A 15,304-nucleotide genomic window follows, 5' to 3' on the forward strand; every position below is an offset into this window, starting at 1 on the left:
AGGAGCTGCCTGTTTAATTATCATAATAGAAGAAAGCAATCACAATACAGCAGAGCACTTCCATGGTAAGGAAAAGGCCATATAATTATTTATATGAAATTACTTTACGCTTTTTTAGTTGAATTTTTTTTAGATTTTGATACAGATGTTTGCCCTTTTTCAGGTTTTTTTTCCACGAAGGGCAACCGGTGAAGTGTTAAGATCTGATAAGTATTACACACCAATAATGGTACAACCATCAACCAGGCATAATCTATACTGTCCACCATTAACCCGGGAACCCATTCGACCGTTGTAAAAACAATCATGAAAAAAAGTGCAGGAACAAAAGCTGTCGAATTGGTTTCTTTTGCTTTCACTTTTGCAACAACCCATCCGATCACCAGCATCGCTGCAGCAATCAGTATAAACCAATATATTGCTGCCTCTCCCTCCGCAGCACGATATGGGAAGTAAATAAGATCAAATAAAACAAAGACCACCAGACCAATCTGTACTGTTGACCAATATCCTTTAAATAAATTCAGCCCCATCCGGTTTACAAATAAATATGCAAAAAAACCAGTCATACTTACTGCCGCAAATGTAAGACCAAGCGCCAAGAAGAATAGAAATACCCCGAGTAACTCCAACGCATCAAATGGAGACATATATGTAAGATATTCCTCCGGCCGTATAAAAAAGCTTGCAACCAGTCCGGCAAGCCCTCCAAACCAGAATGCTTTCCAAAAGAAATTAACTAATATTCTTGTGTTCAATTTTTCACCTCCTAAAGAAGTAACCACTCGTATTTTATCATGAAGTGTCCTATTTTTCTTCATTGCTTGTGTATATTTTGTTAAATTATCAAACATATTAAGGGTATATAGATTATGTTTTCATCCTGGGTCTTATGATCAAAAACTTGTACCGTACTTTATTGCTGCGCGGGGGCTGAAAACTAAAACAGCTATATGCCGGGCCAGAGAATACATGCATAAAAAAAAGATTTTTACTTTCTTATTCCATAAAGAAAGGGGAATATTTATGAAACGTCGCCTATCCATTATCATCCTGATTTTATCCATATTTTTCATCTCTGCTTGTGCAAACAATGACGAGTCTCATGAAGCAGAATACGAAACCACAAAAAAGATGGTCGTTGATATTTTGCAAACGGAGGAAGGTAAAGAAGCATTAAAGGATTTACTAGCTGATAAAGAATTACAGGAGCTTTTAGTTATAGAATCTGATGAAGTAAAAGAAACTGTAACAAAGGCTATATCGTCTGAAGAAAGTAAAGAGAATTGGAAGAAGATGTTCCAAGACCCTGAATTCATACAAACGTATGCGAAATCCATCTCCGGTGAGCAAAAAAATCTTATGAAGGATCTCATGCATGACAGTCAATTTCAGGAACAAATGATTGAAATATTGAAAAATCCTGAGGTTGATAAGCAGATGCTTTCTATTTTGACAAGCCAGGCATTTCGTGCTCATTTGGAAAAAACTATACAAGAAACAATGCAATCTCCATTATTCCAGGAAAAGATAAATAAAGCTATACAAGAAGCTGCCAAGAAAGATTCATCCGGCGGCAGTGAGGAAAGTAATCAAAACTCATCTGACAGCGAGGAAAATAGTGACGATTCATCCAGTTAGCTGATACTTGAATGAACTTTCCTGCATATGTTTTTCCCTGTAGAACACGAAAAAGATAGGACGCTGCTGTCAAAACAAGTGTCCTATCTTTTTCTATCTTATTCCTCTAATTTCGCAATAATTTTTGCGGCAATCTTATGATATTCTTTTCCATTAGGATGATCTTCCTGGTAAACAGATGGAGCAAATTCATCCTCTTCTTCATACGGCTGTCGGAGCGACAACTGGCCAAGAACTTTTGTTTTCAGCACATCAGCAAGCTTTTTGCCGCCGCCTTTTCCGAAAACATATTCCTTCTCACCTGTTTTCTTACTTTCAAAGTACGCCATATTTTCCACAACACCAAGAATTTCATGGTCTGTTTTCAAAGCCATTTGTCCGGCACGTGCCGCTACAAAAGCTGCTGTCGGATGCGGCGTAGTAACAATAACCTCTTTACAAGATGGTAAGAGCTCATGGACATCCATTGCAATATCCCCTGTTCCAGGTGGTAAATCAAGCAGTAGATAATCTAATTCTCCCCACTCCACTTCAGTGAAGAAGCTGTTTAACATCTTGCCGAGCATTGGACCACGCCAGATAATTGGTGAGTTATCTTCCACAAAAAAGCCCATAGAGACCACCTTGACACCAAAGCGCTCAACAGGAATTATCTTTTCCCCGCGCACAACCGGTCTTTCTTCTATGCCCATCATATCCGGTACACTAAAGCCGTAAATATCCGCATCGATAATTCCTACTTTTTTACCTAAACGCATCAGGGAAACCGCCAAGTTAACGGTTACAGTTGACTTACCAACTCCTCCTTTACCGCTTGCTACAGCAATAAATTGCGTATTGGAAGCTCCACTGATCAACGTTTCTTCTTTTGCTTTTTCCGCTTCAGATTGATATTTCTTTACCGTTTCTTCTGGAAGCTGTTCAAATCGCAATCCTACTGTATTCGCACCATTACGCTTCAAAATACCTACAACCTCTTGCTGCAACTGCATTTGCTCGCCAGTATTCATTTTGGAAATTCCAATTTTCACACTGACATGTTTTTTCTCTTCCTTAATCGTAACGGATTTAATAGCATCTAATTCCTCTAAGCTTCTATGTAAAAAAGGATCATTTACAGAGCTAAGTAACTCTATAACCTCTTCTTGTGTTAACATGTCTTCACCATCCTTATATGAATCTGTCCATGAGCTAGTATAACATAAAACGAAACTTCATTCAGTTGGTTTGCTCTTCAACCAGCTGAATGTTAGATGAGTGAATCAGGAGATGTAGGGGCCGTTTTTCTCCACTCTTCTTATCATTTCTTCTCCCTTTCCTTCTGGAGAAATTACGGACACTCATGCTGTGATAAAACGAAACTTCATTCAGTTGGTTTGCTCTTCAACCAGCTGAATGTTAGATGAGTGAATCAGGAGATGCAGGGGCCGTTTTTCTCCACTCTTCTTATCATTTCTTCTCCCTTTCCTTCTGGAGAAATTGCGGACACTCATGCTGTGATAAAACGAAACTTCATTCAGTCGGTTTGCTCTTCAACCGGCTGAATGTTAGATGAGTGAATCAGAAGACTTTGGGCAATATTTGAAAAATGTATAGCTTAAACAAATAAAGAGGCTTCGTATCAGCCTCTTTATTTGTAGACTTATTAAAAAATGCCGTTGTTTTAATACACAAAGCTGGTGTCTCACTCACTCTCTTCTACAGGTATTTCTTCCGTAGCATACCGCAAAATTCCTTCATAAATGCTGGCTGCCATTTGCCGTTGATACGCTTCATCCTTTAATTGCTCACGTTCTGTCTCATTTGATAAAAACCCGATTTCCACTAATGCCCCGGGTACTTCTGCATGCTTTAACAAATACATGTGATCAATAGCAAGCGGCTGTCTATCCGTATTTTCCAGATTACGGATAATTTCATCCTGAATCACCGTCGCCAGATGCTCTCCCTCTTCATATTTTGGATAATAGAAGGTCTGGGCACCGTGCCACTGACTGGAAGGCAACGCATTTAAATGGATGGAAATAAAGAATTCCGGCTCTTTCTCATGAATAAATGCTAATCGGTTCCGTATATCCTCCGACTTCCGGTTAGCCAGACCGCTTGTCCCTTCAGCAGCCAAATCAACATCCTCATCGCGAGTTAAATAAACAATCGCGCCGTGCTGCATAAGATAGGATTGGACCATTTTGGAAACTGACAGTGCAATATCTTTTTCCACGGTGCCATCTGAACCCACGGCTCCTCCGTCGGGACCGCCGTGTCCAGGGTCAATCACAATAACTTTTCCGTTTAATGGCAATGACCAGGCGGAATTAGAAGAATTAATTGCTTCCCTTGTGGGATACTGTAATAAGAATATAAGTAAGAATAAACCGAGAAACCAAAAAGCCAGCTTCTTCTTTTTTGACATATCGCTTCGTTCCTTTCTGGCATGAATTTGTAGTGCCTACCGCAATTGGAAATGGAAACAGTCTTTTAAAGAATATCGTTATTTCAATACTGTTTGATACAGCATGTACAACTCTATAAAAATTAAACAGCAAACTCCTTTTATTTAAAATTTATGGGCTTATTGCCAGGTTTATGACTTATCTTTTCTGGTATGCTAAAATAAAAATAAATGTTTTAAACTGTTCCTCATGTGATATTGTATATATAGGAATAATGATTCGGAGGTATAATTATGGCTAATTGGATATTAATTTTATTAGGTATCGGAGCTATTCTGATTGGAATTGGGTTACTGGCGGTGGCCGGTTTTCTATTCCTGAAGCTTGGTGGAGCCGGTAAGCTCATCGCCAGCGCTCAAAAAACTACGGATCAGTTACCGGAGCAGGTAGAAGGAATTACCTCGCAAATAGCGGATGTCCTTAAAACAGGTAACAAAACATTGCAGCAGGTCAATCAACAAATTAAGGAATTATCTCCTTTATTCTACTTAGTTGGCGATGCTGGACGAGCTACACATAATATGACATCATCCGTACTTAAAACAGCAAATCAATTACAGGAAAAAACAGAAGAAGCTGATTTGATAATAGCTAATAAAAATCTGCAAGGGATTTACGGGTTGGCAACGATCGGTTATTTCCTTGTAAAGCTGAATAAGAAATAATGTCATAAAATAAGAAATCCGCCTGGAATCTTGGTTCCAGGCGGATTTCTTATTTCTCTTCTGCAATTCTATTTTCAACTTCCTGCCGTATCTCCTGAAGCTCTGTTGACTTTTGAAAGCCGTCATGATAAAGACGCTGTTCGAAATCACGGAGACGGGTGAATAACGATGGATTTTCTTCTAAAGACCGCTTTTTTTTCACATAAGTGCCTGCTGTCCAGCCCAACGCCGCTCCAACAACTGTAGTGGCAACAATTCCGGCTTTATATGCTTTACTGCTCATGTGTATATGCCCGCTTCTCGCGTTTTAAATCTCTTTTTTTCTTTAACCAATAATAACCAAGGGCAACTCCACCATATACGCCGCCTAAGTTGTTTTTACCTGAAACTTCCTGACCAGCCTCTGTTTTTGTCTTCACAGAATTGGTTACATCTACTAAGGAAGAAGAAAGCTTTCTTGTAGCATTTCCAACATCGCCAACAATATAAAATAAGGGGCTTAATTGCTCCATCTTATCATTTATATCTGCTAAAGCCTGATTACTTTCATGAATGATACTCGTTGTCTCTTTTAAAATACCATCCATTTGTTCCGGTAATTGCTGAACTGTCTTGTCAACGCCGCTTAACACACTTGCTAAGTTATTTAATAAATGACCAATAAAAATAGCTAAAATAATACATGCGACTCCAATAATAATGACGCCAATCCCTATCAATGTCATTTTACTTCCTCCCTCTGCTGATTGACTTTATTCATTTTACTTGCCTGATAGCTCTTATAAATTTGTATCGCTGCTTCGCTCCATGTGATACCTTTCATCGCCAGATTTAATTTTTCTTCGAGTTTAGCATCATCCAATGCCTGCCGCTTCACCTTATAAGCATCGTTTAAGCTCTGAACAGAAGTACCAACATCCTCTAAAGATCCGAAGACACTGTCTGTCGCCTGCAGCTTCTCATGCGTATCATCAATTAAATGATTCACCTCTTGTAAGGATGTCGAAATTTCAGGTGTAATATGGTTCATTTCCTCTTCCATTTTTACAACGGATCTGCCGAGCGAACGAATATTATAGGAAAGCCGATTTAATGTAAATGCTATATAACAGCAAACGACAGCGAACGCGATAGCAATAAGTAAAAGTCCTACGGAAATAATAGGCATATGTAAAAATCCCCTCCTTATTTCATTGCATGTTCAAAAGGATAAAATAAACTTGCTTTTTTCTCGGGCATTTACCCTCATTTATTTTATACATCCATTTTTAACCGGTCTTTTTGAACAGCCTTTATAGTCAATATTATACCACCTGTGAAAATAAATAAAACGTTTCTTCTCTATAATATTAGAAAAACGCAGCCAGGTCCTGATATCAGGAAATCAAGTTCGGTGTACAAACAACCATTTCATCATATCTCCTGTTTGCCAAGGTTATATCCTTCCATTTTCGGGTATACAGTTCATATACCGTATCTTTTCCTAAACTTTATAAATATATTTATTCCATTTTACAGGGAATAGCTCTAAAATGGAAAAGGTATAAAATTTTATCATTGGAGGCGACTATGGATATAAAACAATTTGGCAAAGATTTTATGAAACGTTTTTCTGAGAATAATACGACACTGCTTGCAGCTGCACTTGCTTATTATTTTCTATTAGCCGTCTTCCCGCTTCTTATCGTTGGCTTTGCAATTATTCCCTATTTTAACATAAGCCCGGATGACGCTGTTGGATTTATTGGATCCATTTTACCGCAAGGGCTCGCGTCAACCTTTGAAGAAAATATTATCAATCTGGTGGAAACGCCCCGTGGAGGATTGTTAACCGTGGGGATTTTAGGTACCATCTGGTCGGCGTCAAATGGAATTAATGCATTTATTCAAGCATCCAACCAGGCATTTGAAGTGGAAGAGACAAGACCGTTCATTAAGGTCCGTGGAACAGCTGTCCTGTTGACTATCGGATTACTTTTAGCAGCAATTTCCTCTATCACCCTGCTTGTTTTTGGTGACGTTATTGTTAATTTCTTAATCTCCTTTGTCGGGATCAGCGAGGGAACAGGGCTGATTCTGCAAATATCACGTTTAATTATGGTAATTGTGATTGTTACCGTTATTTTGCTTGGATTGTATCGTTTTGCTCCAAATAAGCGTCTTCCTTTCAAGCATATTCTGCCCGGTACATTAACCGCAAGTATTCTATGGTTAGTAAGCTCATTTGCTTTTTCCATTTATGTATCTAATTTTGGCAACTATTCAGCTACTTATGGAAGTCTCGGAGGAATTATCATCCTGATGATCTGGTTCTTCTTAACAGGTGTTATCCTCTTGGTCGGAGCATTGCTGAATAGTATGTATCATCAGAAGAAAATAGATGATTCCACGGAAGCTAGAGAAGAAACTGCAGCCGGTAAGGAATAATAATAAACAAAGCCCTGTCTTGTTATAATGAAGTCAGGGCTTTGCTTTTATTTTCAGAAATATTTCTGCGTCTCTCTAGAAAAAGTCGGCCAGGTACGGATGCTGTTTTTTAGGTAAATACGCATCCAGCTTTAGTATCTTATCCAAGTCACCAGAAATAAACGCTTGCTGATATAGCTGCTCCAGCGTTATTTTCCCTAATAAAAGCATTGCTAATTGTTGGATAGTCAACGATGCAGTCAAATTCTGTTCTGCCGGATTTTCTGTTTTTTCTATGTGGTGTATTCCATTTTGAAAATGAATCTGATAAAAACCGCTATTTTCCTCACAAATTTCATCTATCACTTTAATGGTGTAAGCCTCTTCGCTGTCTCCCTGCTTTAAAAATGGATAAACCTTCAGAAAAGCCTCTACGTCTACAATTCTCGTCATAAAATATGGTTTTTGCTCTTGCTTCGCTCTTGGCTCTTCCATAAAAAGCGGAAGTAAATCATCGTCTGGAAGCGTCATATGTACTTCCTTTGCCATAGAATCATGATTGGAAATAAACTGAAGCAGCCTTTTTTTGCTGTCTGGTGTAATCGCAACCCATTCATCAATATTCATCTTGCTATCTTTTACTTTATAGCGTATGTAGCCGTCCGCATTACCCTTAGCATCATAACCAATTACTGTATTCAGCTCTTTCTTGTTGAAAATTTTATGCTCCCACCAATGATCATCACGGACGAGCATTCCTGTATACTGTTTCGTGTATTCCTGATAAACTTCCTTTAAAACGGATTCTTCCCCTGTTTTCATACGTTGTACATAACCAGTTATACCCTTAAACTTTGGTACGCGCTCCATTGGAATTGTAAACTGCATTTCATTGATTGTCATTTCCCAGCCGAATTTTCTGTAGAATGGAACACTGAATGGTGCCAAGTAAGAAACAAGATAGCCTTCTTTCTTCATTTCACTAATAGCATGGATAAGCAGCTGACGAACAGCACCCTTCCTCCGATATTCAGGCCATGTGGCAACCGAAGAAATGCCCCCCGTTTTTATGACTTTTCCATGAATACGTGTTTTTAATGGAATAAGATGAACCTTGGCAGCCAGGCTTTCTCCCTCTAGCCAGCCCCAAACCGTTTCATGTTTTTTTGCTTCCTTTTTCTTTTCTATTTCTTCCGGTGCAAGTGTAAATTGAAAGGCAAAAGCGGATAACTCATAAATTTCATCATTTGTGATTGGAATTTGTTTAATCATAACAGTCCTCCTTATTTACAGATAAGCTGACTTACTTCTTCTGCTGCCGGCACAGGTCCATCGATTTATCCCCCCTGAGATTTAGTTTATCTATAATCGGCAAAATATTCACTCCTTACCTCATGCAAATATATCACTGGACATCACTTTTTTCCAGGAAGGTACATGAATCCTTAAGAAAGACCTTTTTTATCCCTTATAGTTAAATAACGCCTGCTCTTTCTTCTCTAATTCAAAATAATTAACAATAAAAGATACCAGCGTATTCAGCGGGTTAATAATCGCCTTCGAAGTTCTATCCTCAACTTGCTCAGCCGCATCAACCATAGATAATTGAGCAACAGAAATAACTTTATTATCATCCTTCACTGTCTGATTTAAATATCTGAAAATTTTCTGATGGTATGCTTCCTTCAGTCCTTGCATGATTAAGTCAAAAGTATTTTCAATAATCATAACTTCTACATCTAAAGATTTTTGTTGGTAATCAGCATACTGTTTGAGACGTTCCATCGTTCCTTTAACCGTTTCCGGGTTTGTAAAAAGAATTTTATGGGGTTGCTCTATATTACAGATAAAATCAAAGAAAGGCTCATCAATTTTAATAATTGGAACAGCGGAAGAAATCTGCTCTTCCTTTAAAACAGCAATATAGTTTGTACAGGTGATAAGAATAGCATCCACATCACATTGAGCAATCCACTCCATTTGCTCCTTCACTTTATTTTGAGCATCTGATTCCAGGAATTTTTCATCTGAAGTAACTCGATACAATAATCCTGGATCAGTAAAATGAATCAGTTCAATATCATATGCAGAAAATGCCTTCTCTATATATCCAATATTTGAATAATGAGCATGTAAGCAGCCTAATCTTTTTCTCAACTTTACCCCACCCTATATATATTTTAAAATCCTTTTTCTTATATAAAGAATCCCGGAATCAAAGCTATTTGACTCCGGGATTTTCTATAATTATCAAAAACAAGAAACGCTTCTTACATTACCATTAAAACCATTGAGAATGGAAGATGCCATCTTTGTCTTTACGCTCATACGTATGGGCACCAAAATAATCACGCTGTGCCTGAATTAAGTTAGCCGGCAGATTTTCTGAACGATAGCTGTCATAATAAGCGATCGCACTTGCGAATGTTGGCACTGCCACACCATGCTGTACTGCTAAGGATACAACCTTGCGAAGAGAGGCCTGATAGCCTTCCACAATCTCTTTGAAATATGGATCCAGCATTAAGTTTGATAAATCTGCTTCACGATCGTAAGCATCTTTGATTTTTTGCAGGAAGTTCGCACGAATAATACATCCGCCGCGCCAAATCATTGCGATATCGCCGTATTTTAAGTCCCAATTGTTTTCTTCAGATGCTGCACGCATTTGTGCAAAGCCTTGTGCGTAAGAAACAATTTTACTCATGTAAAGTGCCTGTCGAATCGCTTCGATAAGCTCTTCCTTGCTCTCTGATACTTCTGCTTTAGCAGGACCGGAGAGTACTTTACTTGCATTTACACGCTCTTCTTTTAAGGAAGAAATAAAGCGGGCAAACACGGACTCTGTAATTAATGGAAGCGGCACACCTAAGTCTAATGCGTTTTTGCTTGTCCATTTTCCAGTACCTTTTTGGCCTGCTTTATCAAGAATCACTTCAACTAGCGGCTTGCCGGTTTCATCATCGACTTTCGTGAAAATATCTGCAGTGATTTCAATCAGGAAGCTGTCCAGCTCACCTTTATTCCATTCTTTAAATACTTCATGCAGTTCTTTTGCATCTAAGCCGGCAACATTCTTCATCAGATCATAGGCTTCAGCAATTAACTGCATATCTCCATACTCAATACCATTATGAACCATTTTCACAAAGTGACCTGCACCGTTTGGTCCAATATAAGTAACACATGGCTCACCATCTACTTTGGCAGAAATAGCTTCAAAGATTGGTGCAACCAGATCATAGGCTTCTTTCTGCCCTCCAGGCATCATAGAAGGTCCTTTTAGAGCTCCTTCTTCCCCGCCGGATACACCAGTTCCAATGAAATGAATACCTGTTTTATCTAATTCCTCATTACGGCGCATTGTATCTTCATAAAGGGTGTTCCCGCCATCAATTAAGACATCGCCGTCCTCTAAATATGGCTGCAGGGATGCGATAGTTGCATCTGTTGCAGGACCAGCTTTCACCATAAGCATAATTCTGCGTGGCTTCTCAAGAGATTGAACAAACTCTTCAATTGTTTTTGCGCCATAGAAGTTTTTCCCTTTCGCTTCGTTTGCCATAAAGTCTTCTGTTTTCTCATAGGTACGGTTGAAAACAGATACTGCAAAGCCTCGGCTCTCTATATTTAATGCAATATTTTTTCCCATCACGGCTAGACCGATAACACCAATTTCCTGCTTCATATATACTCTTTCCTCTCTGCCTAAAAAATTTAAAATGAATCTTTTCTTATTATAACGGATTTCTTCTATAGAAACCAACCCTCACGTTTTCTTTTCTTAATAATGAGACAAGTCAGACGAATTATTACATTAATCAGGCTATAATAGCTTGCTCAAAATTCATAAAAAAATCATCAATCCGCAGCACACATCAGACTGCGAATTGATGATTCTTTATTCAGATTCTAATTCTTCAGCATCCACAAGGGCCTTGGGGTGGGCAAGGATGATGCGGTTTTCCGCACATAACATGCTGTTCTTTAATATCATTTACAACAGATTCTGTATGTGGAAAATAGTGTTTGTGTGTTGTCATATGCTTGTTAACATTTGTAGTGTGACTAGGATGGATATGCTTTACCTCAGTATTAGAAACGTTTGTTTTTACGTATTGCTTTGTTGGAGACACTTGTGTCGGGCCTTGTTGTGTAGGCGATACTTGTGGAGCACAAAATTCTGGCTGCATTTGTTGTTGCGGCATTTGCTGCATAGGCATCTGCTGCGGCATTCCATTGCCATTGCAGTTTCCATTTCCATTCATACCATTCATAGAAGCTCCTTGTACCTGTTGGTTCCCCCAGCCTTGATTAAATTGTCCTTGATGATGTTTACTACCTCTCACCGTAAAGGACCTCCTTTCCATTTCTTTAATCTTTCTCTATAGACTATGTACACTCATCACACTCGGTTTGATATAAAGACCTATTTTTCAGGAATTTCTCCTGTATTCATATCCAGAAAAAATCCCCTGACAGGCAACAAGCCGGTTATCAGGGGATTTTATAAACAATTTCTTTATTAAAGGCACAATTACATTAGAATATTATTTTGAACAAGGAGCCCTTAATCCGATTTTATTCACTCTTATCATCTTTTCAACTGCACCTCTTTAATAATCACTCCACTGTTCGGAATCGGCGGAATATCATTCATTTCATAGCTTAAATCCTGTTCTGTAAATTCGAAAGAAAGATTGTTCACGAAAAAATCAAGGGTTGTTTTTAATACATCTATTGTCATCCATTCCCCGGCGCAACGATGACCGATATCGAATTCCCCTCCGCCTTGCGGAATAAAATTGAACGGCGATTCCTTCCATGCTTGAAATCGTTCCGGTTGAAAGCTGTCGGGGGTATCCCAAATATCCGGATCATGATTTGTACCGTATAAATCCAATAAGGTTAATGTTCCTTCTTCAAAAGTGTATCCATTCCAGTTGAAATCTTCTTTAACCCGCGCAGGAGCAACTGGGAAAAATGGATAGAAGCGTCTTACTTCCTGAATAAAATGCTGCAGGTCATCCTCAGATTCCAATTTCTTCACTTCTTCCGGATAGTCGTGAACAGCCAAAAGGGCAAAATCAATATACACAGCAATCGCTGCAATTGGGCGCAATAAATTCAATAATTCGACTGCAGCAATTTGAACATCCAGTAATTCCCCCTCTAAATCACGGTGCATTGCAAAATGATATACCGGGCTATCCTTACTGACCTCTGCAGATTCTTTGCGCACCCGTTCTAACAAACCCGCTACCCGTTCCTCCGCCTTGGATCTGGATGTTCTTGCCCGCCAATGGCTCCATCCGACTGTCCCGGCATCTTCAAACATATCACTTAGCTCATCCGCCCATTCCGGTACATCTGCTTCTTGATAAGGGACGCCCGTCCAGCGTAAGGCAGCCTGCGTTAATACATGTTTTGCCGCTTGATAAATTTGTATTTCTGTATTGGAATGTTGTTTTATTTCCCGTTCCCATTCTTCCCGAATAATAGCAGACATCTCTTTTAAACCTTCCTTTGTCATAAGAGACATAAACATAGCTTTTCGATGGTGATGCTCTGCATCGTCTAACCCCTGAACGCCGCCTTCTCCAAACAGTGTCTTCTGAATCCTGCCGGGGGAAGCATCTTTTCGGGAGAACCGGCTATTATCATAAAATAGCTCTGCCTCTTTCTCTCCTACCATACAAATAGTTTTCTCACCTAAAAGTCTAGTTTCAAATACACGTGATTCAAATTTATCCGAACGATTGTTTACAAAACGATAACCCTCATTTAAAAGCTTCAGCGTATGGTCCAAACCTTTGTCTTTTGGCATATGAGTCTCTGTCATTTTGATTCACCCTCCATAATTTTCATCTCTTAATGTTATCGTTCCTTTTTTATTTCCAATTTAAACAAAAAAAGAACAGATTGTAATTTAACCGGCTCCAATCCCGGAAAATAACTCCCTTATTTAAGGAGCAAATGAAACAAAACAAAAGAAATTAGATTAATTACATTCACACTTGGGAAACTATATACAAAGAAGGTTAAAATTTAGTCAGTTACTGGAGTGATAAGAATGGGATTTTTAACAGGATACTTACCAATCATGATTGGTATTGGTGCTGTTCTATTTCTAATAAGTATATTTTTAAAAGAGAAGCGAATTGTACCGCCAATGGTAGTCAGCTCACTCAGTTTGATTTGTATATTTCTCAGTTATTTCTTTGAGGGAAGAGAGGAATCTCTTATAGGAGATATAAGCCTGGCTGCTTTTATCAGCTCTACCGTTGTTCTTATACTGATGGTGATTATTTCCTGGACACGTACACATCCAAAAAACAAATAATTATCTAAATCAAAAAAAGGCTGTCTCCTTATTGTACAAGAGAAGGCAGTCCTTAAATAATCGGGTTATGATTATGCAGTAATCGGAGAGGCCGAGTCAATTGAATTTTATGAAAAAGCGTGCAACGCTGTTGTCATCCCAAGGCAATATGAATAGACAAACAAAAACCAAAGCAATCCGGAGACTGCTCTGGTTTTTGTTAATAATTTATTAAAAGTCTTATAACTCCACACCAACTAAGTAATAGGATGCTACAATAAGCACCAGCTGATACACTGCCAGCGTCCAAAAAATATCAAACCGGGATTTTTCCATCAGTGCTATAAATAAATAAACATGGATAAATCCAAATAGTAATAATGAGAACACGTATGTCACAACAAATAAATCCACAAGTACTAAACCAATAAACAATGTTACTAAACAAAACACAAGAACATATGGAATATTGACAATTGCATATTTTGTCAGTAAATCTTTATGCTCCATCGTCCGGTTTCCAAAATGCTTAAGTAAAATATAGAGTGAGAAATATCCGATAGCAAATGTAAGAATCCAGGATACAAACGTTTTTAAGAAAAATGTGAAACTAATGTCACTTAAATAAGAGAGCAATCCATCAAATCCGTATTTATAAAATAAATAATGGCAAACACTGACAAGTATAGCTAATAAAGCGAAGATAATGACACTTGTTTTTACTTTGATTGCTCGGCTGGAATGAATAAGAGCGCTCGGCCTTAATATCGCACCTAATGCAATCTCTTTCGTTTCGTTAAAGCTTTCCTGAAAATCAAATTGGGAAGACTTTTCTTTTTTAGGCTGTTCTGCTGCAGTCGCGCTGGTTTGCGCTTCTCCCTGCTGACTCTGGTCCGTCTGTATATTGTTTGTTTCGGCCTGGTCAGGAGCATCTTGATCCGGAATTTCTGTCTGCCCGGTTTCCTCATTCACCTTTTCTTCATTAGGTGCCGGCTGTGAGTTTTTCTCTTCCACATTTTCTTCCTGCTTCTTATCATCTTTCTCCATCCTATCACCTCATGCTTTTTTGATTTATACTATTTCAAACGAATCATGGTGGAAAAGGTTTCATTCCTGTACCATGATTGTTATTACAGTATATAAGATTACCTTAGCATAAATTCAAAATTTTCAAACCCAAAAACAGGAGAAATGGCAAGAAAAGAGGGCATATGACAAAAAACAGTTCATAAGTTTTGAATTCTGAAATAATATGTCTAAGGTCCTGAAAAAAGTAATGAAATGACCTCCTATATTACTATGTGATTAATTCCTGTTTTCAATAACGCGCCTCACTTCCATCCGTTCTATAGAAATAAAGTATAATAATAATCCCTCCCACTACCTATTTATACAGGGCATGAGAGGGATTATTACTTTTTTTATAATTTAAGCCTTCTTCTGCCCGTAAGTCTGGAATTTTTCCAGCATAAATTCCATCTCTTCATCACTTAACAGCACAGGCTCTCCAATTGATTTTGCACGATAATAAGTTTCCGCACAACGCTCAATCTCCTCTGCAATGGAAAAAGCATTCGGCAGGTCTATAGAGCCTGTTAACAGACCATGATTTGCCAGAAAACAGGCATATCTATTTTGCATTGCTTCATAAGCGTTCTCTGCAAGATCCCAGGTTCCAAAGGATGCATAATCAGCACATTTCACATCGTGAGGTAACATAATCAGTTGGATGTAAAAGAGGGAAACATGAAAAAAAGCCCGTCACATCTATGGCGGGCGCTCCATCAATATAAAGTTGACTACATAGCAGAAGCAGA

The 15,304-nt window shown here is 38.5% G+C and carries 17 protein-coding genes; 4 read left to right on the forward strand and 13 right to left on the reverse strand.

All coding sequences use genetic code 11. The features are described 5' to 3' along the window. Nucleotides 1-104 precede the first annotated feature (104 nt). Complete coding sequence (locus tag BN1068_RS22545; protein ID WP_077605026.1) at nt 105-758, reverse strand: KinB-signaling pathway activation protein; 654 nt, start codon at nt 756-758, stop codon at nt 105-107. A gap of 268 nt (nt 759-1,026) precedes the next feature. Between BN1068_RS22545 and gerD the strand changes: the two genes are divergently transcribed. Beyond that, nucleotides 1,027-1,641 (forward strand): spore germination lipoprotein GerD, encoded by a 615-nt coding sequence (gene gerD, locus BN1068_RS22550; RefSeq protein WP_077605027.1) that lies wholly within the window; start codon nt 1,027-1,029, stop codon nt 1,639-1,641. Nucleotides 1,642-1,739: 98 nt separating this feature from the next. On the opposite strand, the gene BN1068_RS22555 is transcribed toward gerD, so the two are convergent. Then, complete coding sequence (locus tag BN1068_RS22555; RefSeq protein WP_077605028.1) at nt 1,740-2,798, reverse strand: Mrp/NBP35 family ATP-binding protein; 1,059 nt, start codon at nt 2,796-2,798, stop codon at nt 1,740-1,742. A gap of 527 nt (nt 2,799-3,325) precedes the next feature. Then, a complete protein-coding gene (gene cwlD, locus BN1068_RS22560; protein ID WP_077605029.1) occupies nt 3,326-4,054 on the reverse strand; it encodes an N-acetylmuramoyl-L-alanine amidase CwlD in 729 nt (242 codons plus the stop codon). A gap of 273 nt (nt 4,055-4,327) precedes the next feature. Here cwlD and BN1068_RS22565 point away from each other — a divergent pair, with 273 nt between their 5' ends. Next, nucleotides 4,328-4,759 carry a DUF948 domain-containing protein gene (locus BN1068_RS22565; RefSeq protein ID WP_077605030.1) on the forward strand — a complete coding sequence of 144 codons (432 nt, stop codon included), beginning with the start codon at nt 4,328-4,330 and terminating at the stop codon, nt 4,757-4,759. Between the two features lie 49 nt (nt 4,760-4,808). Here BN1068_RS22565 and BN1068_RS22570 read toward each other — a convergent pair whose 3' ends face one another. From BN1068_RS22570 to BN1068_RS22580, 3 genes are read right to left on the reverse strand one after another with little or no spacing between them, the layout of a single operon-like run. Further along, a complete protein-coding gene (locus tag BN1068_RS22570; RefSeq protein ID WP_077605031.1) occupies nt 4,809-5,042 on the reverse strand; it encodes a hypothetical protein in 234 nt (77 codons plus the stop codon). Next, on the reverse strand, nt 5,032-5,484 hold the full coding sequence (locus tag BN1068_RS22575; protein WP_077605032.1) for a DUF948 domain-containing protein: 453 nt from the start codon (nt 5,482-5,484) through the stop codon (nt 5,032-5,034). Before BN1068_RS22575 ends, BN1068_RS22570 begins: the two co-directional genes overlap by 11 nt. After that, nucleotides 5,481-5,927, reverse strand: a complete 447-nt coding sequence (locus tag BN1068_RS22580; RefSeq protein WP_077605033.1) for a DUF948 domain-containing protein — start codon at nt 5,925-5,927, stop codon at nt 5,481-5,483. The genes BN1068_RS22575 and BN1068_RS22580 overlap by 4 nt, the downstream gene beginning before the upstream one ends. Before the next feature lie 401 nt (nt 5,928-6,328). Between BN1068_RS22580 and BN1068_RS22585 the strand changes: the two genes are divergently transcribed. Then, nucleotides 6,329-7,186, forward strand: coding sequence for a YihY/virulence factor BrkB family protein (locus tag BN1068_RS22585; protein WP_077605034.1), 858 nt, complete (start codon nt 6,329-6,331; stop codon nt 7,184-7,186). A 75-nt stretch (nt 7,187-7,261) separates the two neighbouring features. Here the strand turns inward: BN1068_RS22585 and BN1068_RS22590 are convergent, their stop codons facing one another. The 5 genes from BN1068_RS22590 to BN1068_RS22610 form a co-directional block, all read right to left on the reverse strand. Beyond that, nucleotides 7,262-8,437: a GNAT family N-acetyltransferase gene (locus BN1068_RS22590; RefSeq protein WP_077605035.1), complete on the reverse strand. Its 1,176-nt coding sequence runs from the start codon at nt 8,435-8,437 to the stop codon at nt 7,262-7,264. Between the two features lie 189 nt (nt 8,438-8,626). Continuing rightward, a complete protein-coding gene (locus tag BN1068_RS22595; protein WP_077605036.1) occupies nt 8,627-9,322 on the reverse strand; it encodes a hypothetical protein in 696 nt (231 codons plus the stop codon). Between the two features lie 124 nt (nt 9,323-9,446). Beyond that, on the reverse strand, nt 9,447-10,853 hold the full coding sequence (gndA, locus tag BN1068_RS22600) for an NADP-dependent phosphogluconate dehydrogenase (RefSeq protein WP_077605208.1): 1,407 nt from the start codon (nt 10,851-10,853) through the stop codon (nt 9,447-9,449). A gap of 232 nt (nt 10,854-11,085) precedes the next feature. After that, nucleotides 11,086-11,514 (reverse strand): CotD family spore coat protein, encoded by a 429-nt coding sequence (locus BN1068_RS24465; protein ID WP_439822988.1) that lies wholly within the window; start codon nt 11,512-11,514, stop codon nt 11,086-11,088. 245 nt (nt 11,515-11,759) lie between these two features. Then, the gene (locus tag BN1068_RS22610; RefSeq protein ID WP_077605037.1) at nt 11,760-13,007 is read right to left on the reverse strand and encodes a CYP152 family fatty-acid peroxygenase CypC; all 1,248 of its coding nucleotides are present in this window, start codon (nt 13,005-13,007) and stop codon (nt 11,760-11,762) included. A gap of 231 nt (nt 13,008-13,238) precedes the next feature. On the opposite strand from BN1068_RS22610, the gene BN1068_RS22615 reads away from it, so the two are divergent. Next, entirely contained in the window at nt 13,239-13,508 is a 270-nt protein-coding gene (locus BN1068_RS22615) for a YesK family protein (protein WP_077605038.1), read from the forward strand. Between the two features lie 219 nt (nt 13,509-13,727). On the opposite strand, the gene BN1068_RS22620 is transcribed toward BN1068_RS22615, so the two are convergent. Together BN1068_RS22620 and BN1068_RS22625 are read right to left on the reverse strand one after the other, a co-directional pair. Continuing rightward, the gene (locus BN1068_RS22620) at nt 13,728-14,534 is read right to left on the reverse strand and encodes a hypothetical protein (RefSeq protein ID WP_077605039.1); all 807 of its coding nucleotides are present in this window, start codon (nt 14,532-14,534) and stop codon (nt 13,728-13,730) included. Between the two features lie 381 nt (nt 14,535-14,915). Continuing rightward, complete coding sequence (locus BN1068_RS22625; RefSeq protein WP_254846860.1) at nt 14,916-15,191, reverse strand: class II aldolase/adducin family protein; 276 nt, start codon at nt 15,189-15,191, stop codon at nt 14,916-14,918. Nucleotides 15,192-15,304: the final 113 nt, after the last annotated feature.

This window comes from Oceanobacillus sojae (genome assembly GCF_900162665.1).
In the GTDB taxonomy this organism is placed as follows: Bacteria; Bacillota; Bacilli; order Bacillales; family Amphibacillaceae; genus Oceanobacillus; species Oceanobacillus sojae_A.

Bases quoted from the DNA above. Each gene is read 5' to 3' on its own strand.
- gerD (WP_077605027.1), top strand. From the start codon at position 1,027: ATGAAACGTCGCCTATCCATTATCATCCTGATTTTATCCATATTTTTC.
- BN1068_RS22555 (WP_077605028.1), bottom strand. From the start codon at position 2,798: ATGTTAACACAAGAAGAGGTTATAGAGTTACTTAGCTCTGTAAATGAT.
- cwlD (WP_077605029.1), bottom strand. From the start codon at position 4,054: ATGTCAAAAAAGAAGAAGCTGGCTTTTTGGTTTCTCGGTTTATTCTTA.
- BN1068_RS22565 (WP_077605030.1), top strand. From the start codon at position 4,328: ATGGCTAATTGGATATTAATTTTATTAGGTATCGGAGCTATTCTGATT.
- BN1068_RS22570 (WP_077605031.1), bottom strand. From the start codon at position 5,042: ATGAGCAGTAAAGCATATAAAGCCGGAATTGTTGCCACTACAGTTGTT.
- BN1068_RS22575 (WP_077605032.1), bottom strand. From the start codon at position 5,484: ATGACATTGATAGGGATTGGCGTCATTATTATTGGAGTCGCATGTATT.
- BN1068_RS22580 (WP_077605033.1), bottom strand. From the start codon at position 5,927: ATGCCTATTATTTCCGTAGGACTTTTACTTATTGCTATCGCGTTCGCT.
- BN1068_RS22585 (WP_077605034.1), top strand. From the start codon at position 6,329: ATGGATATAAAACAATTTGGCAAAGATTTTATGAAACGTTTTTCTGAG.
- BN1068_RS22590 (WP_077605035.1), bottom strand. From the start codon at position 8,437: ATGATTAAACAAATTCCAATCACAAATGATGAAATTTATGAGTTATCC.
- gndA (WP_077605208.1), bottom strand. From the start codon at position 10,853: ATGAAGCAGGAAATTGGTGTTATCGGTCTAGCCGTGATGGGAAAAAAT.
- BN1068_RS22610 (WP_077605037.1), bottom strand. From the start codon at position 13,007: ATGACAGAGACTCATATGCCAAAAGACAAAGGTTTGGACCATACGCTG.
- BN1068_RS22615 (WP_077605038.1), top strand. From the start codon at position 13,239: ATGGGATTTTTAACAGGATACTTACCAATCATGATTGGTATTGGTGCT.
- BN1068_RS22620 (WP_077605039.1), bottom strand. From the start codon at position 14,534: ATGGAGAAAGATGATAAGAAGCAGGAAGAAAATGTGGAAGAGAAAAAC.